The organism is Novosphingobium sp. P6W (genome assembly GCF_000876675.2).
Taxonomy (GTDB): domain Bacteria; phylum Pseudomonadota; class Alphaproteobacteria; order Sphingomonadales; family Sphingomonadaceae; genus Novosphingobium.
On sequence record NZ_CP030353.1, the window covers coordinates 951,483 to 977,416 of the forward strand.

The 25,934-nt window shown below is 64.0% G+C and carries 13 protein-coding genes and 1 pseudogene; 8 read left to right on the forward strand and 6 right to left on the reverse strand.

Annotation, left to right across the window (positions count from 1 at the left end; genetic code table 11):
• Window position 1 precedes the first annotated feature (1 nt).
• A complete protein-coding gene (locus tag TQ38_RS20575) occupies window positions 2–745 on the reverse strand; it encodes a TetR/AcrR family transcriptional regulator (RefSeq protein WP_052505843.1) in 744 nt (247 codons plus the stop codon).
• Window positions 746–903: 158 nt separating this feature from the next.
• On the opposite strand from TQ38_RS20575, the gene TQ38_RS20580 reads away from it, so the two are divergent.
• The 6 genes and pseudogenes from TQ38_RS20580 to TQ38_RS31505 all read left to right on the forward strand — a co-directional run.
• On the forward strand, window positions 904–1,644 hold the full coding sequence (locus tag TQ38_RS20580; protein ID WP_043977340.1) for an SDR family NAD(P)-dependent oxidoreductase: 741 nt from the start codon (window positions 904–906) through the stop codon (window positions 1,642–1,644).
• Window positions 1,645–2,345: 701 nt separating this feature from the next.
• The gene (locus TQ38_RS20585; RefSeq protein ID WP_043977341.1) at window positions 2,346–5,288 is read left to right on the forward strand and encodes a DUF6603 domain-containing protein; all 2,943 of its coding nucleotides are present in this window, start codon (window positions 2,346–2,348) and stop codon (window positions 5,286–5,288) included.
• The gene (locus TQ38_RS20590) at window positions 5,285–8,752 is read left to right on the forward strand and encodes a hypothetical protein (RefSeq protein ID WP_113942011.1); all 3,468 of its coding nucleotides are present in this window, start codon (window positions 5,285–5,287) and stop codon (window positions 8,750–8,752) included. Before TQ38_RS20585 ends, TQ38_RS20590 begins: the two co-directional genes overlap by 4 nt.
• Window positions 8,745–13,307 (forward strand): hypothetical protein, encoded by a 4,563-nt coding sequence (locus tag TQ38_RS20595; protein ID WP_043977343.1) that lies wholly within the window; start codon window positions 8,745–8,747, stop codon window positions 13,305–13,307. Before TQ38_RS20590 ends, TQ38_RS20595 begins: the two co-directional genes overlap by 8 nt.
• Before the next feature lies 1 nt (window position 13,308).
• On the forward strand, window positions 13,309–14,991 hold the full coding sequence (locus TQ38_RS20600) for a hypothetical protein (protein ID WP_043977344.1): 1,683 nt from the start codon (window positions 13,309–13,311) through the stop codon (window positions 14,989–14,991).
• Between the two features lie 103 nt (window positions 14,992–15,094).
• Window positions 15,095–15,300: pseudogene (locus TQ38_RS31505) on the forward strand (type IV secretion system DNA-binding domain-containing protein); the annotation flags it as partial.
• 223 nt (window positions 15,301–15,523) lie between these two features.
• Here the strand turns inward: TQ38_RS31505 and TQ38_RS20610 are convergent.
• The 4 genes from TQ38_RS20610 to TQ38_RS20625 form a co-directional block, all read right to left on the reverse strand.
• Window positions 15,524–15,769 carry a response regulator transcription factor gene (locus TQ38_RS20610; RefSeq protein ID WP_082057807.1) on the reverse strand — a complete coding sequence of 82 codons (246 nt, stop codon included), beginning with the start codon at window positions 15,767–15,769 and terminating at the stop codon, window positions 15,524–15,526.
• A gap of 622 nt (window positions 15,770–16,391) precedes the next feature.
• A complete protein-coding gene (locus TQ38_RS20615; RefSeq protein ID WP_043977346.1) occupies window positions 16,392–17,648 on the reverse strand; it encodes a dicarboxylate/amino acid:cation symporter in 1,257 nt (418 codons plus the stop codon).
• A 104-nt stretch (window positions 17,649–17,752) separates the two neighbouring features.
• Window positions 17,753–19,213, reverse strand: coding sequence for an amidohydrolase (locus TQ38_RS20620; RefSeq protein WP_043977347.1), 1,461 nt, complete (start codon window positions 19,211–19,213; stop codon window positions 17,753–17,755).
• An 80-nt stretch (window positions 19,214–19,293) separates the two neighbouring features.
• Window positions 19,294–21,627 carry a TonB-dependent receptor gene (locus TQ38_RS20625; RefSeq protein ID WP_043977348.1) on the reverse strand — a complete coding sequence of 778 codons (2,334 nt, stop codon included), beginning with the start codon at window positions 21,625–21,627 and terminating at the stop codon, window positions 19,294–19,296.
• Window positions 21,628–21,803: 176 nt separating this feature from the next.
• Between TQ38_RS20625 and TQ38_RS20630 the strand changes: the two genes are divergently transcribed.
• Together TQ38_RS20630 and TQ38_RS20635 are read left to right on the forward strand one after the other, a co-directional pair.
• The gene (locus tag TQ38_RS20630) at window positions 21,804–22,325 is read left to right on the forward strand and encodes an RNA polymerase sigma factor (protein WP_043977349.1); all 522 of its coding nucleotides are present in this window, start codon (window positions 21,804–21,806) and stop codon (window positions 22,323–22,325) included.
• On the forward strand, window positions 22,322–23,338 hold the full coding sequence (locus TQ38_RS20635) for a FecR domain-containing protein (protein ID WP_043977350.1): 1,017 nt from the start codon (window positions 22,322–22,324) through the stop codon (window positions 23,336–23,338). Before TQ38_RS20630 ends, TQ38_RS20635 begins: the two co-directional genes overlap by 4 nt.
• 5 nt (window positions 23,339–23,343) lie before the next feature.
• On the opposite strand, the gene TQ38_RS20640 is transcribed toward TQ38_RS20635, so the two are convergent.
• Complete coding sequence (locus TQ38_RS20640; RefSeq protein ID WP_043977351.1) at window positions 23,344–25,812, reverse strand: TonB-dependent receptor domain-containing protein; 2,469 nt, start codon at window positions 25,810–25,812, stop codon at window positions 23,344–23,346.
• Between the last annotated feature and the right edge of the window lie 122 nt (window positions 25,813–25,934).

Below are 25,934 nucleotides of genomic sequence, written 5' to 3' on the forward strand. Positions count from 1 at the left end.
TTCAGACTTTCGGCGGTTGGATCAGGTCGGTGAACAGCGGCGAACGTTGATGGTTGTAGGGAACCGCAAGGGCCACGGTCATCTGGACCAGAGTGTCGTCCACAAGGGCGTCAAGAGAGATGCCCTGGTCGAAATGGGGAAAGCCACTGTCCCGCCGCATGAGCATGTTGAGAAACATCAGCTTGCACAGCCCCACTCGCAGCCGCTGCTCCACGGGCGGCACATAGCCGATGCGCTGGTTGATGAGCGCGCGCACCCGGCGCAGAGCAGGCATCATCACTTCCGGGTCGTCGTAGGGATGAGGAATCCCTTCCGCGCGAGAGCGGGTGAGATACTGCGCCAGAAACGCCGAGTAGGGATGGCGCCCGTTCTCGTCGCTGATCGTCAGGTGCGGCAGTACCAGGATTTCCAGCAGGGTCCGCGCATCGCCAAGCCGGCCCGCCGCTTCCGCCCGCTCCAGCATCGCCACGCGCAGCGGCTCGAACATCTGTGTTCGATAGTCGAAGATCGCGTAGACCAGCGCTTCCTTGCTGCCGAAGTGGTACTGCACCGCAGTGTTGTTGCCCTGATCGGCCGCGGCGGCGATCTCGCGCAAGGCGACGCCGTCGATGCCGCGATCGGCGAACAGCTTTTCCGCTGCCTCGATGATCTTGATGCGTGTGACGACCGAAGTGACATGGCGGCGTCGTCCGCGCCCCTGCGGGGCGGTGGCGCTGTCGGTAAGGATGCCGGTCATTTCGTCCATGGGGCGCCACTCCTCGCGCGCCGCTGCGTTTTGCGCAACCCGCTATCGCCTTCGCAAGCGAATTTCCACCAGACCAAGTCAGCCGTTGACCGGCAATCCGTGAATGTGACCCGTCCGAATGGACCGGCCCGAAAACCGATTTATGGGAGTGAAAAGATATGACCGAAGGCAAAGTCGCCGTCGTCACAGGCGCCGCGCAGGGGCTCGGACAGGCGATTGCCACAAGGTTGGCCGCGATCGGCCACCGCGTGGCGATGCTCGACGTGAAAGCAGCCGAACTGGAAGCCGCCGCCGCCCATGTGCCTGGCAGCTTCGCGCTGACCTGCGACGTAGCCGATCCAGCCAGCATCGAAAGCGCCGTGGAACGGATTGTCACGCATTGGGGGCACATCGACATCCTGATCAACAACGCCGGGATCAGCCCCAGCCACGGCGGACGCTCGCTGCCGGTGGAGGAAACCGATATCGATGAATGGCACCGCGTAATCGCGATCAACCTGACGGGCACTTTCCTGATGTGCCGCGCCGTACTGCCGGTGATGAAACCACGCAAATGGGGCCGGATCGTCAATTTTTCCTCGCAGGGCGGACGCATGCGTTCGCGCCTGTCAGGCGCGCATTACGGGGCGAGCAAGGCGGGCGTGATCGGCTTCACGCGCGTGCTGGCGGGACAGGTCGGCGCCGATGGCATTACCGCCAACTGCATCGCTCCCGGCCGCATCGTGACCCCGCAAAGCGAGAGCTTCGGTGACAAGGCAAGTTACGTAGACGACATCCCCGCCGGACGCCTCGGCCGCCCGGACGACATCGTCGCAGGCGTGGAGTATTTGATATCCGATGGCGGAGCTTTCGTGACCGGTACGGTAATCGACGTGAACGGCGGCTTCTACATGCCGTAAAATGCGAAGCCTGGAAGGGCGAGCCAAGCGTCGGGTTTCACAGAAGAAACGTCGATTCCAGCGGATGTCTGGGCGCGCCAGCAAAGGGGCTCCTGGCGTAGAAGGTGTGCCCCTCAAGTCAGGGTTGAAAGCTGGCATTCCGACGTTTCGCCTTATGCGTGAAAACACCATCCCCTCCGCCTAGAACCCCACCCCGGAATTGCCGGGCTTAGGTTCCATGGTATTTCAGGCTAACGCTTCGCACACCGCATTACGCCAATACTTGAGTCGAACAGCCGCAACCATTGTGGAGTCGATTTGGCCAGTTCAACTTAGGCCGACTTTATGAAATTTGGCCGTAATTTATCACTTCAGGTATCTCGGTGAAAAAACTAGCCAATTCAAAGATTAGAAGATAACCCGTTTCGTGATTATCCTTTCTACGTCGTTAGGGATATTTTTCTAAACTCTCTAATTGAACGCTTCGTCTCACGTTCGTTGACAGTGCACCCCTAATTGACCGCTACTCTTTTACAAAATAGCAACACTAAATAGAACAGTCGGGTCGCCCATGCGCATTGGTTTTGCGTTCCCTGTTGGGAGGGGGGCATGTTGTACACCGATTGGTCGCTTCATATCAGGGAAGCATCGTTCGTTAGCCAGCCCGCCGTGGCTGATCTACGGCGGCGGGCTATCGCTCACTCCGGCAAGCCGGTGCTGCCATGAGCGACGATGTCTGGACAGCCCTTGTCAAAGGTGTGCTCGGTTTCACCCAAAGCCGCGCCGGTGACATGGTCGGCTCTACCTTCAAGGGCACCGGCTCTTTCGTAACGTCGTTGTTCGATGGCGCCTCCGGCACCACAAAGACCGCGCTCGATACGATCAAGCAGGACGTCAAGGACCTGACACCGATCGGCAAGGCACTGGGCGAAGCGCTCAAGCCCAAGTTCGAAGCCGCCAAGACCGCAGTGACGAACATGGCGACCGAGATCGGCACCGATCCGTTCACGCTGGAAGCGGCCGCGCGGGCGGCCACCGAACTGGCCTATGTCCTGATCGCGTTCGATGAGGCGCTCGACATCCTTGCGGAGAAGATCGCCGAGCGGGAACAGAACCCCGCCAGCAAGCAACAGGTGCTCGACGCGATTAGCGGAATAACCGATCCTTGGAAGGCGCCGTTCAAGGCGCTCGGTGCCGACGCGGTAAAGGGCTTCGATGAACTGTGCAAGGCAGTGCTGGGCGTGGATGATGCGCATAGCGATGTCGCCGATGCACTGGTGTGGAGCCGGCCCGACAAGAAGCTGGGCCTGAAATTCGCCAGCACCGGGCCCAGGTCGATTGGGCCGATCAGCTTCGACGGTGCGTTTGTAGAGGCGTTTCTCGATTACAAGACGCAGGCCAAAGTGGGCGTGGAACTTCATACGAAGATGGCCGCGGGACTGCGCTCGGACAAGTTGCTCGAAAAGATCATGCCCGGTCAGGGCAAGACCGCCGAGACAGATCAGGTCGCGATCACGCTCGATAGCGCCAACGGACTGAGTTTTGGCGCGGGCAAGGACAAGAAGCTGATCCTGCCGGTCCGCTTCTCCTTCCCGGGGATAGAGCTTCGCGAATTCGCGCTCGTTCAGCCGGAAAAGGACAACAAGGACAGCCAGAACCGCATCGACGTGATGATGACGATAGCCGGCAAGCTGGGCGATGTCTTCGCGGTTGTCGTCGAAGGCGGCGGCGTCTCGGTACGCTGGACGGACGGCGCGGGGCCAGACGTGCAGCCCAAGATCCCTACCGGCATCGGCGCGCGGATCAATACCGGCGTGGTCAGCGGCGGCGGGTATCTGCGCTATTCCGAGGACAACAAGGAATACGGCGGCGTTTTCGATCTCCAGTTCCTGAAGTTCGGTATCACCGCGATCGGCCTACTGGGGACCGAGCCGTTCAGCTTGGTGATCGTGATCGGCGTCCACTTCGCGCCCAAGATCGATCTGGGCTTCGGCTTCACGCTCAATGGTCTGGGCGGCATCCTGGCGATAGAGCGTTCGGTCAACACCACCGCGCTTAGCGAAGGGCTGAAGACCGACATCGTCGGGCAACTGCTATTTCCGTCCGATCCGGTGGCGGCAGCGCCGCAGATCCTGGACTCGCTTGGCAAGGTATTCCCGCAGCGCGACGGCGGTTTCGTCGTCGGCCCGATCGCAGAGCTTGGCTGGGGGTCCCAGGCCGGGTTCGTCAAGGCCCGGCTGGGCATCGTGCTCAGCCTGCCTGACCCGAAGGTAGTGATCCTGGGCGCGCTGGAAATCGGCGTGCCCTCGGCAGACATCAAACCCGACAAGCGCATCGTCGATATCCATGCCGACCTGCTCGGCGAAATCACGCCCGACTATTTCCTGCTGAAAGTTTCGATTTTCAAGTCGAAGCTGTTCACCCTCACCCTGTCGGGCGATATCGCGCTGTTCATTAAATGGGCGGGCGAAGGGGCCTTCGCGCTTTCGGTCGGCGGGTTCTTCCCGAAATACGATGCGCCCAAGGAGATCGGCAAGCTTGATAGGCTGTCGATCGGGTTCAAGCCGCCGGTGGACTGGCTCAAGATAACCGCCGAAGCCTATGTCGCGATCACTTCGAATTCCATCCAGTTCGGCGGCAAGCTCGATCTCAGCGCCGATGTCGGCGTGGCTTCGGCCCATGCGTGGATATCGCTGGATGCGCTGTTCCAGTGGGCACCGTATTTCCACTTCATCGTCATCCTGGACGTCGGCATCGAAGTCAAAGCCTTTGGCGCGACGATCGCGGGGGTCCACTTCCATGGCGAATTGTCCGGCGACCAGCCATGGCGTCTTGAAGGGACCGCTACTGCCGAAATCCTGTGGTGGGATGTCGATGTCGATATCGGTCCCCTCACCTGGGGCGAACCGCGACCGACCGATGCGCCGCGGATAGACAGCGTAAAAGCAGCGGCAGATGCGCTACAGGCCGAGGCAGCATGGACGCCGATCCTGCCCGCCGATGCGCTCCAGCTTGCCCGCTTTACCGATACCGGCGGCGACAGGCTGTTTCATCCGCTCGGCCGGCTGGAGGTCAAGCAGGCGCAGGTGCCGCTCGAAACGCAGATCGACCGCATCGGCTCAAGCTCCGTTTCGGCCAACCGCGTCTATCTTGCGCAGCCGATGGTCGGCGCGATCGAGGCTGCGGCGGTTTCGACGGTGCAGGATCGCTTTTCGCCGGGTCATTTCCTCGCGCTGAAGGACGACCAGTTGATGGCCCGTCCCGATTTCGAGCAGATGCCCGCCGGGCTGGTCGTCGCGGCTTCGGCGCGGCCGGTGTTCACCAGTGATGTCCACGCGGCCTATGCCTGGAACACGGTCTATCCACATCGGCCCGAACCTGTCGTTGCCGGCACTGACCACTGGAAGATCGCGGGCATCGCCAAGACCATGCTGGCCGCTTCGGCTGTCGCGAAGGCGCGGCGCCAAAGCGCAAACCCCTACATGACGACGGCACCCGAGCCTCCCGCGCCCGTACTCTCCGATCCCGGGCTGGTGACGGTGATCCACCGGGATACGCTGGCCCCCTTGGCAGCGACCCTGACCGACATCGGCGCGACCTCCGCTGCCGAATTCCTGGCCGGATCAAACGATCTCGGCGTTCTGGCAAGCGGAATGGCGGCATGATCGAATCCCTCACCACCGCAAAGAACTATGTCACCGACGCAAGGATCAATCTGGTCGCGCCGTTCAAGCCGGAAGATGTCGTCCTTGAAGACTACAACTTCGTTTCCTTCGTGCGAAACGGGCTATCGGCCGCGATCGCCGCGCCGCCGGAGACCGGGTTGCGCACGCAGGTTCATGTCGCGTTCGACGTCAGCGGCACGGGCGCAGATAGCATAAAGGTCGAGAAGAACCTCGTCCTTTACGGGCCCGGCGATATCGTCGGCCTCGATCCGGGACAGATCATCCGCCGCGAACCATCGCCGGGTGCCGCCGATGCCGAAGAGACCTTCATGGCGCAGATCGAATTTGATCGGCCCGACATCCCCTGGCTTTTCAGTCCCCTTGCGCCTGCCGGCGACAAGCTGGAACCCTGGCTGGCGCTGGTGGTCTGCGAGCGGGGGTTGTCGCAGATCCTGCCGCCCTCCGCACCCGGCCTGCCGCGCGCCCTTTCTACCCAATTGGGCGAATTACAGTCGCTTGATGACAATGCCTATTTTGCCCATGCGCAAGTTATAGACGGCCCCAAGGTGGCAATTCCCGCCAATCCGGCGATCGCCGATCGCCTGTCGGACGAACATGCGTTAGCCAACCTTTCGCGTCTGATCTGCCCGCGCAAGCTCGATCCGAACAAGGGCTATCGCGCGGTTCTGGTGCCCGCGTTCGATTGCGGCGCCAAAGTCGGCCTGGGTGTACCGGGCGGCACGCTCGGCCCAGCCTGGACCCGCGCTGCCGACGGCAGCGACGCCGAGAGCGCCATCATCCTTCCTGCTTACGACAGCTGGGATTTCGATACCGCACCGCAGGGCGATTTCAAATCGCTGGCCGAGCGGCTGGTCCCGATCGGCGCGCCTTGGCAGGTTGGCCGGAGGATCATCGACGGCACCCAGCCGGGCGGCGGTATCTCTGGCGCGGCTCCGGGCACGGCGGGCGCAGAACTGATCCTCAGTTGCGCTTTGAGGTCGCCTACACCCCCGCCGGCCGGAACCCCGGGCGATAGCGACGCCGGATGGCCTGCTCCGCTGCGCGATGCCCTGCGCCTGCGGGTAGAGGCAGCCAACGCCGACACGCCGCTACTGCCGCGCGTAGGACCGCGGCTTTACGCCCGCTTTCACAAGGGGCGAAATACGGTTGGCCCGGTGTTCGGGGCGCCGCCCGTAGATACGGCAGCGGCCGACACAAACTGGTTTTCCCAGATCAATACCGACCCCCTCCAGCGCATTGTAGCCGGGCTGGGCACGCGCGTGGTCCAGCAGGATCAGGAACTGCTGATGCAGTCGGCCTGGGCGCAGGTGAGCGAGGTCAACAAGCTGAACCACCAAATCCAGCAGCACCAGTTCGCGAAAGTGCTCAACGAATCCAACATGCGGCGGCGCATCGCCGTGCGCGACCTTGGCGCGATGACGCAAGTGACGCGCCCGCTGCATGACCGGATACGGGTTTCCGCGCAGCCCGAAAGCCTGTGGAAGCAAGTCGAGGACAGCCGCACTGCAGGCAGCCTGCTAAGCGTCACAGCGCAGCGCATGACCAGTGCATCGTCCCCCGCCATGCGCAAAGGCATGGCGCAGCGGCAACTGGCAACGGCTCCCGATTTCGTGGCGACAGCCGGGCGATTCCGCGACGGACGGATGGCCTATGCCAATCCGGACGGCATCACTGCGGTTGCCGATAAGGGGCTCGAAGTCCTGGGGTCAGACCTTGTCGGCCGTGTTCTCGGCGTCGCGCCCGATGCTGCCTTTGCCACTTTGCACGACAAAGTTTCGGTATTGTCGGCGGGAACCGGAATTGCCCGGCTGTCCGGCGGCGTTGCGGCGTGGCAGCTTCAGCCGGATCGCGCCGTCGGCGGGCTCTACGCCGGCTACTTTGCCAAGCGCATCGACGCCAAAGCGCCCGACCTTGCCGATGCAGGCAGCGTGCTGCGTGCCGAACTGGCGGGAGCGGCGCTGGCCGGCCTCGCCCAGGTTGCGGTGCCGGAATTCGCTGGCGTCACCAAGGCGCCGATCGAGAACCTTGCCGCGGTAATTCCCGAGGCCATCGTCCGCCGCGACATCGCTGCGCCGGTGCAGCCCAGCATACGAAGCTTGGCGCCGAATGCACTGGCGGCAAATACGGGTATCGCAGGCGCGCGCATCACGTCGCCCGGATCGCTGCGTATGGACACGGACAGCAGTGTCTTCTCCCGGCGCGGTCCCGTGGTGATCCGCCCCGTTCCCGCGCCGGCACCCCGCCCCCGGCCGGCCGAAGTCGATCCGGTTTCCCGCTTCGAGATGCCGCTTTCGCGCGACCTGACCCGCAAGGTTTCGGACCTCGCCATGCTGAAGACCAGCGCACTGGCAAAATCCTTCGATGCCGCGATCAATGCCATCGCCCTGCCCCCCGCACGCGATACCACGTCGATCCAGCCGCTGGCCCTGACTACAGCGCAGATCGTCGAGACATTGGCACCTGCCCGCACGATGACGGCCTATGTCAAAGGCCGCATCCGCGCCTGGCCTTCGTTGATCCGGCCCGACTGGTTCGACGACATGAAGATAGCCCCCGTCATGGCGGCGCCGAATTTTCCGCGCGCCATGTACGAAGCCCTCGACGGTTACGACCGCGATTGGCTGGTGCCGGGGCTGGGCAGCATAAGCCAACCCGATTTCGTGACGCTTCTGGAAGCGAATCCTGCCTTTTGCGAGGCATTCCTGACGGGCCTGTCCGACGAAATGGGCCGCGAACTGTTGTGGCGCAACTATCCCACCGACCAACGCGGCACCTATTTCAAGCGCTTCTGGGATGCAGAACAGGACGAGTTGACAGGCCCCATCCATCGCTTTTCGGCTCAGCCGCTTGGCGCGCATATGGCGATCGGCGGCACTGCGAGCCCCGGCTTCCGTCCGGTAGTGCTGGTGGTGCGCGGTGCCATCGTGCGCCGCTATCCCGAAGCCGTCATCGCTGCGGTACGCGCGTCCGCCGAGGCCTTCCCGCCCGCCTTTGTCGAGGGAAGTGACGCAGAAATCCTGTTCCACGCCCATCTCAAACCGGACTATCTGCTTGTCGGGTTCAAACTTTCGGCCGAGCAGGTCCGCAGCGGCAACTGGTGGTTCCTGCTTGCGGAACACCCTACCGCGCCGCGCTTCGGCATGGCCGATGCCCCCCGCGGCAACCAGCGCGCGCCAGACGCGGTGATCGCGCAGGATAACCTCGACTGGAACGATCTGACCGGGCTGGTCAGCAATTTGCCGGTGCTCGATCGTGGCCGGTTCCTGGCTCCCAGCGCGCGCGCGGTCAAGATCCGCGATGTCGGCAGTGTGCCGGAAATTCAGCAATGGCCGGGGTCGTCGGCAGTGGTGGCCCGTACCCTGCTGCGCGATCCGGTCCGTGCGGCGTTCGACGGCAACGACCTTCTCGATTCCATCGCCGTGCCAGGAGGCCCCAATGCCTGACCCCGAAGAGCCCGTACTGGCCGAAGTCCATGGTTCCACAGCCTCCCTCCTGGGCAAGATCAAGGTGAAGGGCGAGGAGATCGCGGCGATCGGAGCCGAATTGCGGACTGTGCGCGCTGCGCTGGCAGCGGCCCAGGCCAGCGGCGATAAAGTCGCCGTCCGGCGCAGCGAAAGCGCGCTTGAGACGCTCACCGGCCGCGCGGATGCAGCGCGGACAGACCGGCTGGCGCTGGACGAGGATCACGCTCGCCTGATCGACCGACTGGCTCTGCGCGATAGCTGCGATGCACCGGCAGACGTACCCTTGCTGCTGTTGCCGGTGCGCATTGAAACACGCTTCAACGCAGCCGGCACCGAACTGCGCATCCGCATCTATCCCGATGAAATTCATGTCGACCGGCTGGACCGGGGCCTTTCCGAAAAGGAAGCCACCGCCGGACGGGCCTATTGGACCTGGCTTTGGGCGGGCGGCGTCGGCGATGCTGCGGCGGCGGCATCTGCCGAAGGCTGGAAACAGCTGCTGGACGGCGTCGGCGCAGCGCGTGCGCACTGGGTGGCGCGAACCATGACGCCCACGAATGTCGATCAATTGGGTATCGGCGCGCCCGTCTTTCCAGAGCCAACCGCACAGACAGGCGCTGCAGCACTGGCCAGGCTGCTGCCCGACCGTTTCGCGGCAATGGCGGATCAGGGAGGCAATCGAAGCCGCGCGGTGGGTTCGGCTATCCCGCCGGAAGTGCGGATTGGCCTACTGTCGATGGACGACGAGGCCATGGTCGAAAAGGACGGCCTGAAAATACTCCCCGGCACGGAATGGCTGGCGGATTACGATGAGGCGGTGGCCAAGGGGCTGGCGCTTACCCTGCCCCTCGCGCGGCCGGGCAAGGTGGACCGGTTGATCGTGGCCGGCGTTCAGCGCAGCCGCGATCCGGCCGGCGCTGCGGCGGATTTCTCCGCATTGCTGGAAGCGCATTGGGAAAGCGACGGGCTTGCGTTCCTGCCGCAAGGTACGCCGACCAACAACACCGAGATCGCCAGATCGGCCTGGCAGCGCAGGATCACGCAGTCGGCGCCGCCGAATTCTCCCTTGACGGCAGCGGCAGATTCCAACGCCGCCGTGCTGACCCGCATATTGGGGATCGATGCCCCTTGGCTTGCCGCTGCCGATCATGCGCAGGAACATGAACAGGCAGACGCGGCGGCGATGAACACTGCCCTGTGGCCCGCGACGCTTGGCCAGTTTCTCGATGCGGTGGACGAGGGTAACGACGCGATTTCGCCTGTGGTGATCGAACAGATACGCAGCTTCCACCGCGACCATGTGCGCGGGCGCGGCCCCGTACCGTCACTTCGGATCGGCAGTCAGCCCTACGGCATCCTGCCGGTATCGAACTTCGCGGTGACGTGGAAGGACGACGCGAACGACAAGTTCGGCGGACAACTCACCGGTTTTCTGCGCAAACTGCGCCCCAACTGGATGGCGGCGACAGGGGACCTCGCGCATATCGGCTCCGGCAGCGATCTGCGTGAAACTATGGACCGGTTGCTGGGGCAATCCGGCGTCTCCTATGGCGTCCGGGCAAGGCGCTGTCTTTCAAGCAGCATGGTCGGCGCCCTTGCCGAAATTACCGGCACGGCCAAGGCCGCAACCGACATCGAATCCTTGCTCACGCGCATGTTACAGGAAGCGATCGGCAATTTCAGCTATGCCAATCTCGGCGCCACGCTGGACGACAAATCACGCCCGGTACTGCTGCCCTACGCCGACGATGCGCGCGACGCCGCTTTCCTCACCGCGCTGCTGGCCAATGGCAGCGGAGGCAATATCTCCAGCGTCTTTCAGGCTTTGATTGCCATCGCCGCCGGACTGGTTGCAGCCAAGCCAAAGCCCGGCCGGGACTTCGTCGACCATTTCCGCGACAGCGCGACGGTGGCGCCAGCGGTGCGTGACGCTATCGTCGCGCAGATAACCCAGCCCGCCAATGCGGACTTCGCGTCCCTAGACCGTCTTCGCGCCGCGCTACCCGGGGCAGACGATCCGGCCGCGCGCCCCGCAGCCCGCAGCTTTGCCATGGACGGCACGCATGAGCCAAGCTTCGCGACGTATTTCGACAACGTCAGCAGCGCGGCATCGCGCGATTATCTGTCGGTGCTCGTTGCCGACGAGTTTTTGCGCACGGGAATGAGCAGTGCGGAATTTCGTGCCGCGCTTGACCATTTGTCAGCGGATGTGGGCGATCCGGCAAACCAGGCACGCCATATTCTTGTTGGCGAAACGCTCGACGGTGTCTCGCACCGCCTCGATAGCTGGATTACCGGCACGGTATCGCGCAGGATGGCGACGCAGCGGGATGCCAAACCCGTGGGCCTCACCATCGGCGCTTTCGGCTATGTCGAGAATTTGCGGCCCGAGCAGCGTCCGCAATCGGGAGGATATATCCTGGCGCCTTCGCTCAGCCACGCGACGACTGCAGGAATCCTGCGCGCCGCTCATCTGAGCTATCGCCCCGAAGCCGGCGCGCGCAACCCCTATGCGATTGGCCTGTCTTCTGCTCGGGTACGCGATGCACTGCATCTGATCGACGGTATCCGGCAAGGACAACCGCTAGGCGCGCTTCTGGGTTACCGGATCGAGCGCGCCTTGCAGGACGCCGCGCTGGGCCATCTCGTGCTCAGCCTGCGCTCGCTGGCGCCGTTGACGCAGGGAAAGCTAAGCGATCGCGGCGAAGCGGTCGATCCCGTTGCACAGGAAGCGATCGCGGCCAACAACGTCACGGACGGACTGACTCTGGTGGAACTGTGGCGCAGCCCGGCAGGTGCTGCCGCAATACAGGCCAAGCTCAACACGCCGCCAACCAACAACCCCTATCTTCCATCCGGCATGGCCTGGCCGACGCTGACGCCGGCCAACTGGGCCACGGTGAACGGCGCGATCCGTAAGCTCGACCAAGCCGTCGATGCCGTGGCCGATATGCTGCTGGCGGAAAGCGTGCATCAGGTCGCGCAGGGCAATCTTGCGCGTGCGTCGGCGGCGATGGACGCGGCCGGTCGCGGGGATGTCGCACCGCCCGAGCCCGACTTTGTCAATTCCGCCCGCGGCGGGCAGCCGGTATCGCACCGTCTGCTCATCATCGGCCGCGAGGGCGGCTGGAACGGCAACGCACCCCGCGCCAAGGTTGCCCCGGGGCTGGAAGGCTGGGCGGCTGAACGGCTGGGCGATCCCGCGCGGATCGTCGCCGGCTTCACGCCGGGCGGAGATGCCGTGCGCCTGGCGCCGGGGACGATCGCCGCGCTCGATCTTGTCGCACTGAGCAGCGATGCCCCATCGGCCGCCCGCCGCGCAACGGGCAACGCCACTTTCGATCCCGCCCTGCCAGCCGACCCGCGCCTGGCGGCTGGCGAAATTGCACTGGCCGATGCACTCGTCGTGGCAGACAGCCTGCGCCGCCTGATCGCCGGAGCGCGCGTGGCAGGCAGCAGCGATTTCGGCCTCCCCGGCGCGCCGCCCGCTCATACCCCGGACCAGTCGGCGGTGACGGCGCTGGCCGCCGCGCTCGACGACGCCGCCCTCATGCTGAAGCAGCGGCGCGATGCGCTTGCGGCGCTCACCGGCGCGCCGCAAGCCGACCTTGCCGCCTTGTCGAACGCGCTGGTGGCAATGACCGACTTCGGCATCGCAACGCCTAGCGTGTCGGCCGGGCAGCTTGGAGAAACGGCGTTGCTCGCGGGCGCCGAAGCGGACCGCCGGATCGCCGCATATGCCGCCCTTGCCGCAGTGCCGATCGATCCCGAAGCCCTCGCACAGCGGGCGACCGCGTTGCTGGGGCACGATTTCGTGCTGCCGATCCCCCAGGTGCCTACAGCGGATCCCAGCCTGCAAGTCGCACTGGATCCTGTCGCGCCGGCAGCGATACGGCGCTATCTTGGGGACATGGCCACCGTGCGTCCGCAGGTCCGCCTTTTCACCGATCACCTGATGCTTTGCGATGCAGTCGGTCCCCAGCCCCGGTTGGCCATCATGCAATTGGGCGGCGCGCCGGGACGCTGGGCGGCGCAGGCTTTGCCTGAAGATGCGCACACCCCTGATGCGGCCGTCATCTCGATCATCGCCGACGCGCCGGAAACTCCGCCCACCAGTTTTGCCGGGCTCGTCATCGACGACTGGACCGAAACCTTCCCGCGCCGTGCGCTGAAAGGTGAAGGAGAGGCTGCCAAACCCGTGCTGGAAACCACGGCGGCTGTCGCGATCCACGCGAACGCGCCTAACGCCCAGCCTGCCCAGACCATGCTGCTGGGCATCTCGCCCGATGGCGCGCGCTGGACCGACGAACGCGTTTTCGACCTTCTTACCGAAACCATGGATATGGCGCGGATGCGGCTGGTCACGCTGGAAACCCTGCCTCTTGCCGCGCGTATCCTGCCCGCGATCTATACTCAGTCGTGGTCACTACAAGGCCAGAAGACCATCGACTGGTCGAAGTTCGGGGACGTGTTCCTCAAGGCCTCCATCGCCGGAGCGCCGCTGCGGGCCTTCGCGATGGTCGGGGAGAATTGACATGTGTGCCGATATCGTCCGGGAAGGCGCGGTCGCCTACGTCGAACTAGCATCCGAAGCTGCGGTGCGCTTCCCCGTGCTGGCCCCGCCGGCCTGGACGCGGCTGGAACCGCAAACACTGAGCGGAGAACCGGCGCAGGCGCTGGCTGCCCGGGTCCACGATCCGCTATGGCTGCTGGCCCGCCAATGGCAATTCGGCGAGTTTGACGGCGAGGATGCCGGCACGCCCGTCGCGGTGGAACTCGCCGCAGGTGCCCGCAGCTTGTCCGCATTCATGCCCGAAGGGCACGATGCACGCGGCATAGGCCCGAACGACCTGATCGAACCGGAAGCGGAGGCAGAACCCTTTACCGGAGCGACGCTGCGGGACCGAGCGGAGGCAGGGACCTTGCTCGCTGCGATGCTTGCCGATGCGGGCGCTGACATCCGGCCTGCGCTGGTCGCGGCCTGCTCGCTGAGTGTCCCGGCGGACGCTTCCATCCCCGCGATGTGGCTCCTGCTCGCGAGGGGAGGTATAGATGGTTCCACCGCTGCCGTGCAGATCGAGGACGACAGTTTCCTCACCTCCTGGGCGGCGGGGGCCGATGCCACGGTTCAGCAGGCCGCGCGGGACTGGCTGACCTGGTTTCGCGGTAACATCGAACCGGCTGCCAAACTGGGCGATTGCTGGCAGCAGGCCCGCCTCGAATACGGGTTTTCGGTGCGAGCGGGGCTAGGTGACGACCAGCGCGCATTGCGCGCCGACGCTCATGACGGGGGGCCGGTCGACTGGTTCAGTTTCGACCACGACGCAGCCGCTCGAATAGCGGTGGACGCCGACCCTGCGGCGGCGGCGCCAACCCAGGTCGCAGCCACGGTTCACGCCACCCGGCTGCGCTACGCGGGCATGCCGACGACGCGGCTTTGGCGCTTCGAGGACGGACAGGTCAATTTCGGAATGGTCGAGGTTCAGCCACACGACCTTACCCGTGTGGCCTTTCTCGATTTCGCGACGGTCCATGCCGACGATTGGCTGATCGCACCGCTCGACGTACCACGCGGAGCGCTGATTGAAATGGCTTCAGTGGTCTACCGGACCACCTTCAATGAACGGATCACGGTGACCGACGGGAATACCGGTATCGAGGATTTCGAACTATTCACTCTGGATGCGCCTGGCGGCACGCTGCGCGGCTTGCTCGTGCCGCCGGGCGGGCGCAACGTGATGGAAGGTGCCGCGATCGAGGAAGTGGTGTTCGCCCGCGATGAAACCGCCAACATGGTCTGGGCAATTGAAAAGCGGGTGCAGAGCCCCACCGGCGACTCGCGCGAAAGGCGGCTCGAGCCGCAGCCCAGCGACGAATTCACTACTGCCGGCGCAACCGACCTGACCTATCGTTTGGAAACAGAGGTTCCCGGATGGTGGATACCGATGGTTCCGGTCGCCAATGGCAATAGTGGCGGCTTTCACCTGCGCAAAGGCAGCTTTACCGATCAAGATGCCTCGCGCGGACGCATCCTTGCTCCTATGCCGCTCGACATGTTCGAAGAGGAAGTACCCCGCGAAGGTGTTGTCGTCCGCCGTGTTCCGGCGCTGGTTCGGGATAATCAGGGACATCTGCGGCGCTGGATCGCAAGGCGGGTATCGGTTGCTCGCGGCGAGGCGAACTCGGCACTTGCGTGGGACAGTGCCTTGCGCCGGTGATCCGAAGGTCGCCGCCGCCTGAAAAGGCGGGCCGGGGTATCTTCGGCTCCATCCTGATCGCCTCTTTCGCGACCGTTCCCGCCGCGATCTTCGACGACTGACCACGTACAGCGAATTCACCGACGATGCCTCGGCGCTCATTTCGACCGACGGCGGATCGTCTGAGCTGTTCTGGGCGCTCGCCGCTCGCGCACCCTTTTCATCGAGATGTGCATGAAGCTCATCGAGCGCGGCGAAACCTCGAACAAGGCGCTCGCCGCCTCCCTCACCGCGCCAAAAGCGGCACGCATGGCCGACTCCATGGTCGCGGCAAGCCCCCGGTCGCAGGCAAGCATCCCATTTTCGCTTACAATAGCGGCAAGCACGGCGTTGACCTCGAGCACCGATCACTCAGGACAAAAAATTCGCGATTACCGGTCGCTGTGACCGTCACCATGATAGTGACGCCCATCCCGCCAGTCACTTTGACCCGAAAAACCAGCAGTCCAACGAGCAATGCTGTACGCGCTGAACTACGGAGAACTCTGTAAGTTCAGGCCACTTGTGCAATGGGCGGCGCCTCGCTCGAAAGCATGCCATTCTGAAGCACGTGGGCGATCATGTGAACTCGATTGCGGGTCTGGGTCTTCAGCCGGACATTTTCCACATGCCGTTCGACTGTGCACGGTGCGATCGCCAACGCCAACGCAACTTCCTTTGCCGACAATCCGCGAGCAACAAGTGTGACGACTTCGGCTTCCCGGCTCGTAAGCCGGAGACTTTCAATAACACCCAACATGAAAATTACCCCTGCTCTGCAGCCGCCAAACGCGGCCAAAACCTATTGTTTTTTGCGAGCGACCCGAGTCGATATGCTTAATGATATCCGCAGTTTTATTAAGTACAACGACTTATCATTTCGAACCTGCCTCAAAACAGGATTCGTTGTGCTGGTGGGGCCGTAACCAAGCTATCAGGGCAAACCCATTGCCATCCGCAATTGGCAAGATGCGACTGTCAATGAAACAGTCAGACTCGCAGTTGTCTGGGGAGCGGAATGACAATCGACCATGATGTTTCACTATCCAAAACATCCGGAAAGAAGGGCTATTAGGTGGGGCGTCTACAGAGGTTAGTTTTCAGGAGCGTACGCGTTCCGGCAAGATGCCGGCCGGGCGCCTGAAGCCATCTGTGTGCCGCTCCGCTGACGCGTTTTGCACCGCAGCGCACGACGGGCTTTCAGCACTATCCGGACGATCATCCCGGACTGGAATAACTGGGGCTGTAGTTTCAAGGCCGCATATACCGGCCACCTCGCCATAGCCTTTCGCCCTGTTATAAGCGCATTTTGACCGTCGCCGGTGCTTTCACATGCGCAGCGCGGATTGGAGCCATCGACCCACGCAGCTTTAGCGACGCCATCACCCTTCCGAAGTTGCTGACGAAAGCGTCCCAGGCGCAGAAAGTTCGCCTTCCCATTTCGACACTACGGCGGTCGCGATCGCGTTACCCAGTACGTTGGTTGCGGTCCGCCCCATGTCCATGAAGTGATCGACGGCAAGGATAAAGGCGATGCCCTCCACCGGGAGATCGAATTGCCCCAGCGTTGCCGCGACCACCACCAGAGAAGCACGGGGGACTGCGGCGATGCCCTTGCTGGTCACCATAAGCACCAGCAGGATGGTGATCTGCGTGAGAATCGGCAGGTCGATGCCGTAGGCCTGCGCGATGAACAGCGTCGCGAAAGTCGCATACATCATCGAACCGTCGAGGTTAAAGCTGTAGCCCAGCGGCAGGATGAAGCTGTAGATGCGCCGTGGTACGCCGAAGCGGTCCAGCTGTTCGAGCATCTTGGGATAAGCGGCTTCCGAGGATGCGGTGGAGAACGCCAACAGCACCGGCTCGCGGACGTGGCGCAGCAGATCGAAGATACGCTTGCCAAGGAACACCGCTCCTGCGGCGATGAGCAGCGCCCACAACGCGCCCAGCGCGAGGTAGAATTCTCCGACGAGCCGTCCGAACGTGCGCAGCACGCCAAGCCCTTCGGTGGTGATGGCGGCTGCAAGCGCGCCGAACACGGCGAGCGGCGCCATTCGCATGACGTAGCCGGTGACGGTGAGCATCATCTTCACCATCGCTTCGATGAGCGTGACGATCGGTTTCGCCTCGTCGCCGATGGCGGTCAGGGCAACGCCGACGAATATCGAGAAGACCACGATCTGCAGGATCGAATTCTCCGCCATCGCGCCGACCATCGAGGTCGGGAACACGTGCAGCACGAAGTCGCGGAAATTGAGCGCCTGTGCATCCACGGCGGCAGCGGCTCCGGTCCGCACCAGATGCAGTCCATCCCCCGGCGCCAGCACGTTCACGAAGACGAGGCCCAGTGCCAGCGACAGCAGGCTGGCGGTGAGGAACCACGCCATGGCCCGCCCGCCGATGCGGCCCAGCGCGCCGCTGTCTCCCATATGCGCCATGCCCGCCACCAGGGTCGAGAAAACGAGCGGGGCGATTATCATCTTGATGAGATGGAGGAAGATGTCGGCAAGGAGGTGAAAGTATCCGGCGACCTCCTTCGCCGCCGCCGGCGTGTCACCGACGAGCTGGTTTGCGGCAAACCCCGCGCAGATGCCGGAGACCATCCCGGCGACGATGAAGGTCGTCAGGCGACGCGACATGAGTGATTTAATTCCGATTGAGCCGGGCGATGACCGGGCAAGACCAAAAAAAGACCCGGTTCCGCCCAAGTTATCGGGCGGAACCGGGTTCAGGATGGGTTCGGTCAATTCTTGGAAGTGGCTGCCTTGCGGTAATCGAGCGAAGGAGCCTTGTCGCCGAGCAGCGAGTGGTAGACGAAGTCTGCCCCGCGCCGTTCATCCAGTTCCTTCTTCGCTGCCGCCAGCGTGTCAGGGCTCTGGAACAGCTGCGCTGCCGTCAGGGCCAGGGTCTTGGCGGCGACTTCGGCGCCCTTGGTGCCGATGCTGGTGCCGCTGGCGGCGACCGCCTGCCAGCTATGCGGCGGCGTACCGGGAACCCAGGTGCCGGTGGAAAGGCCGGCCGTCGGCGTAGTGTAGCTGACATCGCCGACGTCGGTGGAGGCCGACATGATCTCGCCGCTGGAATAGGGCGCCACGCCCGTCTCGCGCTTACGTCCGCCCTTGGGCAGCGTGACCGCGAGCTTGTCGATGAAGGCCTGTTCCTGCGCGGTGTATGTGGGCAAAGGAACCTGCTTGAGGTTGTCGTACATCACGTGGCCCAGCGTGTCGTTGGGCAGCAGGTCGAAGGTTCCGCCGATCTGGTCGTAGGTCACCGTGGTCCCGGTGCCCAGCGCGGCGCCTTCAGCGGCCTTCTTCACGCGCTCCATGATGTCGGCGACCTGCTGCTGGTCGGGATGACGCACGTAGTAGTAGACCTCGGCGGTATCGGGCACGACATTGGGGGCCTTGCCGCCATCGGTGATGACGTAGTGAATGCGCGTTTCCTGCGGCACGTGCTCGCGCATCATGTTGACCATGTTGTCCATCGCCTCGACCCCGTCGAGCGCGGAGCGGCCACGCTCGGGCGCGGCGGCAGCGTGAGAGGCAAGTCCGTGGAAGCGGAACTTGGCGCTGACGTTGGCAAGGGCATGGCCCTGCATGGCGCTATAGCCATCGCCTGCATGCCAGTGCAGCATGGCCGACACGTCCTTGGTCAGCCCGGACCGGACGAGGAATACCTTGCCCGAACCGCCCTCTTCTGCCGGCGCGCCGTAGACGCGCAGTTCGCCCTTGATGCCGTGGGCGACCATCCATTCCTTGGTGGCGATCGCCGCAGCAACGGAAGCGGCACCGAACAGGTTGTGGCCGCAGGCATGACCGGCGATGCCGTCGAGGGCATGGCGTTCCGGCTCGGCCGCCTGGGCGAGGCCGGGCAGCGCATCGTACTCGGCAAGAATGCCGATGACCGGGCCGTCGCCCGTCCTGAAGCTGGCGACGAAGGCGGTGGGCATTCCGGCGACCCCAGGCGTTACCTTGAACCCGGCGGCCTTGAGATCCTTCTGGAGCAGGCCCGAACTTTTCGTCTCCTGGAAGCCGACTTCGGCCCAGGACCATATCTGAAGCGCATTGCGCGCCATTGCAGGGGCGCCGCGATCGACTTCGGCGAGGATGGCGGCGCGATCGGCATCGGCTAGCGGCTCGGCCAGCGCGGGGGTGGCGGCAAGCGCGGAAAAGGTGAGCAAAGCGGTACGCAGGCGGAGTTTCATGGGGCTACATCCTCGTCGTAAGATCGCATCGAAACGGGTGCCCGCGCGGATCGGCTCGATCCGCGCGGGCGGCTGTCGGATCAGCGCTTGCCGAACGACATGCGCAGCTGGGCGCCGAACACGCGCGGCTCGTTGTAGACGAGCGTGGTCGAGGTGATCGAAGGCGTGATGACGCCCCCAGCCGCAGCATACGTCACGTCGAACACGTTTCGCACGAAGAACCCGAGGTCGATACCTCGGTTTTCGAGGTTGTTGAAGTCCAGCTTCAGGTTGACGGTGTCATAGGCCTTCTGGATGCCGTTGGTGTCCAGCGGACGCTCGACGTACCAGACCTTCGCGCTGTGGAACCAGTTCGCGTTGAACACCATCTCCGCGAAGTCGCCCAGGTACGTCGCATAACGTGCGCCGCCGCCGACCGTCCACTTCGGGGTGTAGGAGAACTTGTTGTTCACCGGGTTGTTACCGAGCAGCGTGACGAACGCGGCAGGAGCATCATACTCGTCGTACTGAGCGTCGGTGTAGGCGCCGAAGCCCGACAGGGTGAGGCCGCTGACCGGGGTGACCGAGAAGTCGAACTCGGTGCCCTTGATCGTCGCCTTGGCGGCGTTGATGATCAGGCTGCTGGGATCGTTGCCCGGATTGCCGTCACCGTCGAAGTCCGCACCCGGGAAGATCGAGCGCTGAATGTTGCTGTATTTGCTGGTGTAAGCCGCGATGTTGAAGCGGCCCTTCACGTCGCCGATGCGCCAGCTGCTCTTGATGCCGGCCTCATAGTCGGTGACCTTCTCCGGCTTGAACGTCTCGAACCCGTCGAAGTAGGGGGACATGCCGCTCTGGTTATACCCTGCCGAACGGTATCCGCGCCGGTTGGTGACATAGAGGAACAGGTCGTCGTTGACCTTGTAGTCGAAGCCCAGCGTCCAGGTCGGCGCCTTGGAGCTTTCCGAGCCGGTCTTGCCGCCCTGCGATGCACAGGCATCAGGCCCGATGCGCGCCGCCGTATCGAGCGCGGCGACCGAGCACCCGCTCGACTTGTCCCAGGTATAGCGGAAACCGCCGTTGAAGCGCAGGCCGTCCGCGAAACCGCCGAAGGCATAGCCGACCTGCCCGAACAGCGCCTTGCTGGTCGAAGAGTTGTAGTTCTCATTGAAAGTGAAGGTCCTGCCCGGAATCACCGCCGAGTAGGTGGCGCTGCCGTTCACGCCGGTCGGGTCGCTCTTGAGGTAGAAGGCGCCGACGATCCAGTCGAGGCGGTCATTCAGTAGCGAACCCAGGATCTGGAACTCGTTCGAATACTGCTCGACTTCGGTGTTCGAGACACCGTCGTAAAGGCGCAGGTACGTGCCGTCCATGTCGCGGGCGGCGGCAACCTTGCTGCTGCGATAGCCGAAGATGTTCTTGAAGGTGACCGCGCCCACTTCCAGTTCGGTGGTGTTGGCCACGCCCCAGAACGTGCGGTTGGAATAGGGATCGATGCTGGTGCTGACGTCGCGCACGCCTGCGGCCTGCTGCTGGGCCAAGGCGATGTCGATATCGCAGCCGGCAACGCCGCAATCGAAGTACGGACGGTTGGCTGCCGTGCGCGCGGTGCCGCCGCCGGGAACGGCCGGGTTCGGGTATACGCCATTGAGCACCGTGCCGGTGCCGTTTTCGCGCGCGCGATACCAGTCGAACACGGTGGTGTTCTTCAGCCCGTCGATCGGTTCGATCAGCAGCGAGGCGCGGAAGGCGTCGTTGTGGCGATCGTCGAGGTCGCCGCCGTTGCCGTGGTTCTTGGTATAGCCGTCGCGGCGAGCGATCTGGCCCGCAACGCGCAGCGCGACGCGATCAGCGATGATCGGCACGTTGACCGCGCCTTCGAAGGTCGTCTCGTTGTACGAACCCAGCGTGATCTGGCCGTAGCCTGCCAGGTCGTAGTCGGGCGCAACCGGGTAGAGCAGCAGCGCGCCGCCGGTGGTGTTGCGGCCGAACAGGGTGCCTTGCGGCCCCTTGAGCACCTGAATCGAACTGATGTCGAAAGTGGGCACGATGCTGCCCTCGTTCGGCAGCGGCACGTCGCCAAAGTAAGTCACGACCGAAGGCGCGGAGGCACCCGCCGTGGCGCGGCGCTGGCCGCGAATGACGATGCTGGGCGTATCGCGCGAGGTCTGCGGGGCCACATTCAGACCCGGCGTGGTGTACGTCAGGTCCTGCGTGCTGACGATGGCCTTTTCGCGCAGCATCTCGGAGTTGAATGCGGTCACCGAGACGGGAACGGTCTGGGCGCTTTCCTCGCGGCGGCGGGCGGTAACGACGATATCGCCGCCGGGCTGGTCGAGCGACTGGGCCGAGGTGTCCGTCTGCGCCTGCACCGGCGCGGCGATGGCAAGGGCGGAGGATGCGAGAAGCAATGCCGAAAGGCTGCGACAGTTCATGTCTTTATATGACCCCTTGTTGTTCCGGCCTGTCCCTGATCGCAGGCCGATATGTGCAAGACGCAGCCGATCGCAGATCATTCGCCAGCGATGAAAAAATATTCCGGGTGACGCGGCGAAGGGCCGGACGCTAAAGAGGCCGGGTATTCCAACAGAAGGCCGGGTCCATTTTCTCGTTGCGCAGGACATCGTCGGAAAAGCAGGAGCAGGCCCGCTTCGAAGCCCCGGACTTGTCGTCACACGTCCCGGCGCTACGGCGCTATATCGCAAAGCGCGCCGTCCCCGCAGACGTCGACGATCTGGTGCAGGACGTATTGGTGCGCATGCACGTGCGCGGACAGGCAGATCCTATCGCCAACGTCGAGGGCTATCTGTTCCAGGTCGCCGCCAGCGTCCTTACCGACCGTGCCCGCCGCGACACCGTACGCCACCGCGGCGCCCATCATGAACTGACGGAAGCCCTGCACCCCGTCGACGAACTGACGCCCGAACGCGTGCTGCGCGGGCGCGAAGACGTGAACCGGCTTGCCAGCGCGCTCGAGGAAATGCCCGACCTGACGCGTGACGCCTTCGTCCTCCACCGCTTCGAGGAAATGTCCTACGACGCGATCGGGGAGCATCTGGGCATCTCGAACAGCGCGGTCGGTCGGCACATCATGAAGGCGATCCGGTTTCTGGCGGCAAGGGATCTGCCATGAGCCAGCCTTTCGACGCCCATGCGCTGGAAAAGATCGACTCGCCGGACGCTACGGCAGCGGCCTATTTCAGCATCTTCCGTTCGCCCAAGGCGACCGCGCAGGACTACGCAGACTTCGAAAGCTGGCACGCCCGCGACGAAGCGAACCGCATAGCCTGGGCCAAAGTGGAGCATTCGTGGAACGGTGCGGGCGCCATGCGGGCCGATGCCCGCATTCTCGAGATCCGTGAACGCGCGCTCGCTAACCGGCGGGGCCGCAGGGCATGGGTGCGCCCGGCAATCGCCGCCTGCGCGGTGCTGGCAATTCTCGCCGGCGGCCTTGCATTCCAGCGCCAACGCGAAGCCGGAAGCGCGGCGCTGGTCGTTGCCGACAGCCGGGCGATCTCGACCGGAGTGGGCCAACAGGGCACGTTCCGCATGACGGACGGATCGATCATCACCGCCAATACCGCAACCGTACTCACCATTGCGGAAAGCGACACCCGGCGCAGCACTGCCATTCGCGATGGCGAGGCATTCTTCGAAGTCGCCAAGAACCCGCGCAAACCGTTCGTCGTGACTGCAGGCGGAGTGACGGTAACGGCGCTGGGCACGCAGTTCGCGGTTCGCGAGACGGGCGGCCAAGTCGATGTGACTTTGGCCGAAGGCCGCGTGCGCATCGACATGCCGGCAGTCAATGGATATGCCCCGCAATCGACCGTCTTGCAGCCGGGGCAGGAACTGGTCTGGGACGGCCAAAGCTATCGCACCAGCGCCGTAGAAGTCGAGCGGCGCCTCGCCTGGCGCAAGGGTATCGTCGATTTCGACCGGGTTCCGCTGGCGCAGGCAGTGGCGGAGATCAACCGCTACAGCGCGCAGGAGATCATCATTTCCAGCCCGGCGCTCGCCCGCCGCCCGATCAGCGGCACATTCCGTATCGGCGTAACGCGCGGGTTCCTGCAAAGCCTGGAGGCGGCAGGGATCGCCCGCGTGGAGAACGAAAGCGCGACGCGGGCCGAACTCGTCTCGCCCTGAGAGCGCTACTCGAAGGTATAGCGCATACGAAACCCGATCGTGCGCGGCACCCCTGGAATGATGGTCGCGGCCGTATAGGCCGGATTGAGAGTGCCGCCGCCGCTCGCGTAGAAGCGATTGGTCAGGTTACGCCCCCACAACTGCAGTTCCAGCGGCAGGCCTGCGGGGCGCATCCACGTGAGGGAGCCGCCAAGCAGGCCGTAGGCGGTCTGTTTGGCGAAGTTTTCGGTGACCCGTTCGGTGAAGCGCACGCTGCTGACATGGGCATAGTCCGCCCGTAATTCGAGCGTGCCGAAGCGTTCGGGCAGGCTGATCTCATGAGACAGCGCCACAGTGCCGCTGAAAGTCGGCGTATAGGAAAAGCGATTGTGCAGCGGGTCGCTCCCCAAAAGGCTGGTCAAAGTCGCAGGGGCGACGAGCCGGGTATAGCGCGCATCGATCCATGACGCGCTCAGCGAGGCGTGGGTTCGCGTGCCCAGTTTGAGCGATACATCGCTGTCCAGCCCTGCCACGCGCGCGCGGGCGCTGTTGACGTAAAGCGTGATCGGGTCCGTCGCAGGATCGCCGTCCTCATCGTAATCGACATCGGGGAACAGCGCCCGCTGCACGTCGTCATAAAGGCCGACATAGGCAGCGGCGGCATAAGACCCGGAAAATCCGCCGATATTCCAGCGCCCCTTGGCTCCAAGTTCCAGATCGGTGAGCGTTTCCGGCCGAAAGGTCTGGTAGGCACGCAGCGTACCGCCCAGCGCCGGCGTGTTGTATCCGCCGGACCGAAACGCCCTGCGCGTGGTGAGGTAGATGCTGCTGTCGCCGCGCCTGCGCATCAGCGACAGGGTCCAGGTAAGGCGGCCGGATCGCGACCGCGCCTGGGTCCCGCCATCCTCCAGGCATTGCCGTGTGGTCAGCGGCATTGCCTCGATCGACCGCAGCGAGCACCCGGCAATCTTCTCGCTCGTGTAGCGTAAACCAAGATCGGCGAGGTAGCCCTCACCCAGGGTCGCGGTGATCTGGCCGAATACCGCACCGCTGCGAAAAGTCTGGTAGCTGGCGATGTGCGAGGCAGGATTGTCCGGGCGAACCAGGCGCGACACCGTCTGGATGACCGGCCCGCTCGGCGCGCTGTCGAGATAGAACAGCCCGGCGATGTAGCGCAGGCTTCCAGTGCGGCCCTGCACCTGCAGTTCTTCCGTCAGCTGCCGCAGGTGAGAGGTCGTGACGGCATCGTAGATCTGCAACGGCGTGCCGTCGCCATCGAGTTCATAATGCACTTTCGTCGAGCGCAGTCCGACGATATTTCTGACGAGAAGGCTGTCATCGCCATATTCGGTGACATTGCCAAAGCCCCAGAACCGCCTCTCGAACGATAAGGCCGGGCTGGACTGCGAAATGCGCCGTCCCATGGCCTGCTGCGTGTCCTGATAGCTATCGACGTCGCAGGCGCCGGCGCCGCAATCGTAGTAGGGCGCATTCGGCGCATTTCGGACGCTGCCCGCAGGATAGACACCTGCCAGGACAAGAGCGGCCCCGATCTCGTCGGCTCGCAGTATGTCAAAGCTGGTGGTCGATCGCAGCGGTCCTTCCGGATCGAACCGCAGGACCGCGCGCACCGCATCGCTATGCGCGTCGTCTGCTCGGCCGCCGGCCAGAAGCCGGGTATACCCGCTGCGGCGCATGCGCTGACCGGACACCCGGAGCGCGAACTGCTCGCTTGCAGGCAGTTCGATGGCGCCTTCCATCCGGGTGAGACCGTAATTGCCCGTCTCGGCTTCCAGGTAGGACGGGGTGCCTTGCCCCGGCTGTACGGAGCGCAGCAGCACGGCCCCACTGGTCGCGTTTCTTCCGAACAGGGTGCCTTGCGGGCCACGCAGGAGTTCGACTGCGGCCACGTCGAAGAGCGGCGACAATGCAGCCTGGTTGGGCAGCGGAACTTCGTCTTGATAGACCACCAGCGGCAATCGGTTTTCGTCACTGATGGATCGCCGCTGGCCGCGCAGGACCAGCAGCGGAGTGGCGCTGCTCGTCTGCCCAGTCGCGATAAAGCCGGGCGTCAGGCGGGCGATGTCGGCGATGGTCCGCACACCAGCATTGTTGAGAACACCGGCATCGACATGCGTGACGAGCAGCGGCACGTCCTCGTCTCGTTCGGGACGGCGCCGCGCCGAGACCAGGATGTCTTGCGGCTCTGCAACAGGCAATCGCCTGACCCGAGACTTGCCGGGCCGTGCGTCGGGAGCTTTGACGACCACATAAATGCGGGCAGACACACGGCGGATAGATAGGCCCAGGCCCCGGATCATCCGCTCCAGCGCGTCATTCGGAGACATGCTGCCCTGCACAGGCCTGGTCTGTAGGCGCTCACGACCGGGGGCATTGAGCAGGATTTCAATGCCCGTCTGCCGGCCCAGCATGCTGATCGCGCTGGACAGGGGCAGCGCAGGCACGTCGACCTGCGCCGCATGCGCACCGCTCACACAAGCGACAAGTCCCCACACCACACTCAGAGAGCTTGCAATGTGGCGGCGCAACCAGACTTCCTCAGTAAATGATGCGTCAGGGCCAAAGGGGCTTGCCGCAACGTTGGCTGCCTATGGAA

Bases quoted from the DNA above. Each gene is read 5' to 3' on its own strand.
- TQ38_RS20575 (WP_052505843.1), bottom strand. From the start codon at position 745: ATGGACGAAATGACCGGCATCCTTACCGACAGCGCCACCGCCCCGCAG.
- TQ38_RS20580 (WP_043977340.1), top strand. From the start codon at position 904: ATGACCGAAGGCAAAGTCGCCGTCGTCACAGGCGCCGCGCAGGGGCTC.
- TQ38_RS20585 (WP_043977341.1), top strand. From the start codon at position 2,346: ATGAGCGACGATGTCTGGACAGCCCTTGTCAAAGGTGTGCTCGGTTTC.
- TQ38_RS20590 (WP_113942011.1), top strand. From the start codon at position 5,285: ATGATCGAATCCCTCACCACCGCAAAGAACTATGTCACCGACGCAAGG.
- TQ38_RS20595 (WP_043977343.1), top strand. From the start codon at position 8,745: ATGCCTGACCCCGAAGAGCCCGTACTGGCCGAAGTCCATGGTTCCACA.
- TQ38_RS20600 (WP_043977344.1), top strand. From the start codon at position 13,309: ATGTGTGCCGATATCGTCCGGGAAGGCGCGGTCGCCTACGTCGAACTA.
- TQ38_RS20610 (WP_082057807.1), bottom strand. From the start codon at position 15,769: ATGTTGGGTGTTATTGAAAGTCTCCGGCTTACGAGCCGGGAAGCCGAA.
- TQ38_RS20615 (WP_043977346.1), bottom strand. From the start codon at position 17,648: ATGTCGCGTCGCCTGACGACCTTCATCGTCGCCGGGATGGTCTCCGGC.
- TQ38_RS20620 (WP_043977347.1), bottom strand. From the start codon at position 19,213: ATGAAACTCCGCCTGCGTACCGCTTTGCTCACCTTTTCCGCGCTTGCC.
- TQ38_RS20625 (WP_043977348.1), bottom strand. From the start codon at position 21,627: ATGAACTGTCGCAGCCTTTCGGCATTGCTTCTCGCATCCTCCGCCCTT.
- TQ38_RS20635 (WP_043977350.1), top strand. From the start codon at position 22,322: ATGAGCCAGCCTTTCGACGCCCATGCGCTGGAAAAGATCGACTCGCCG.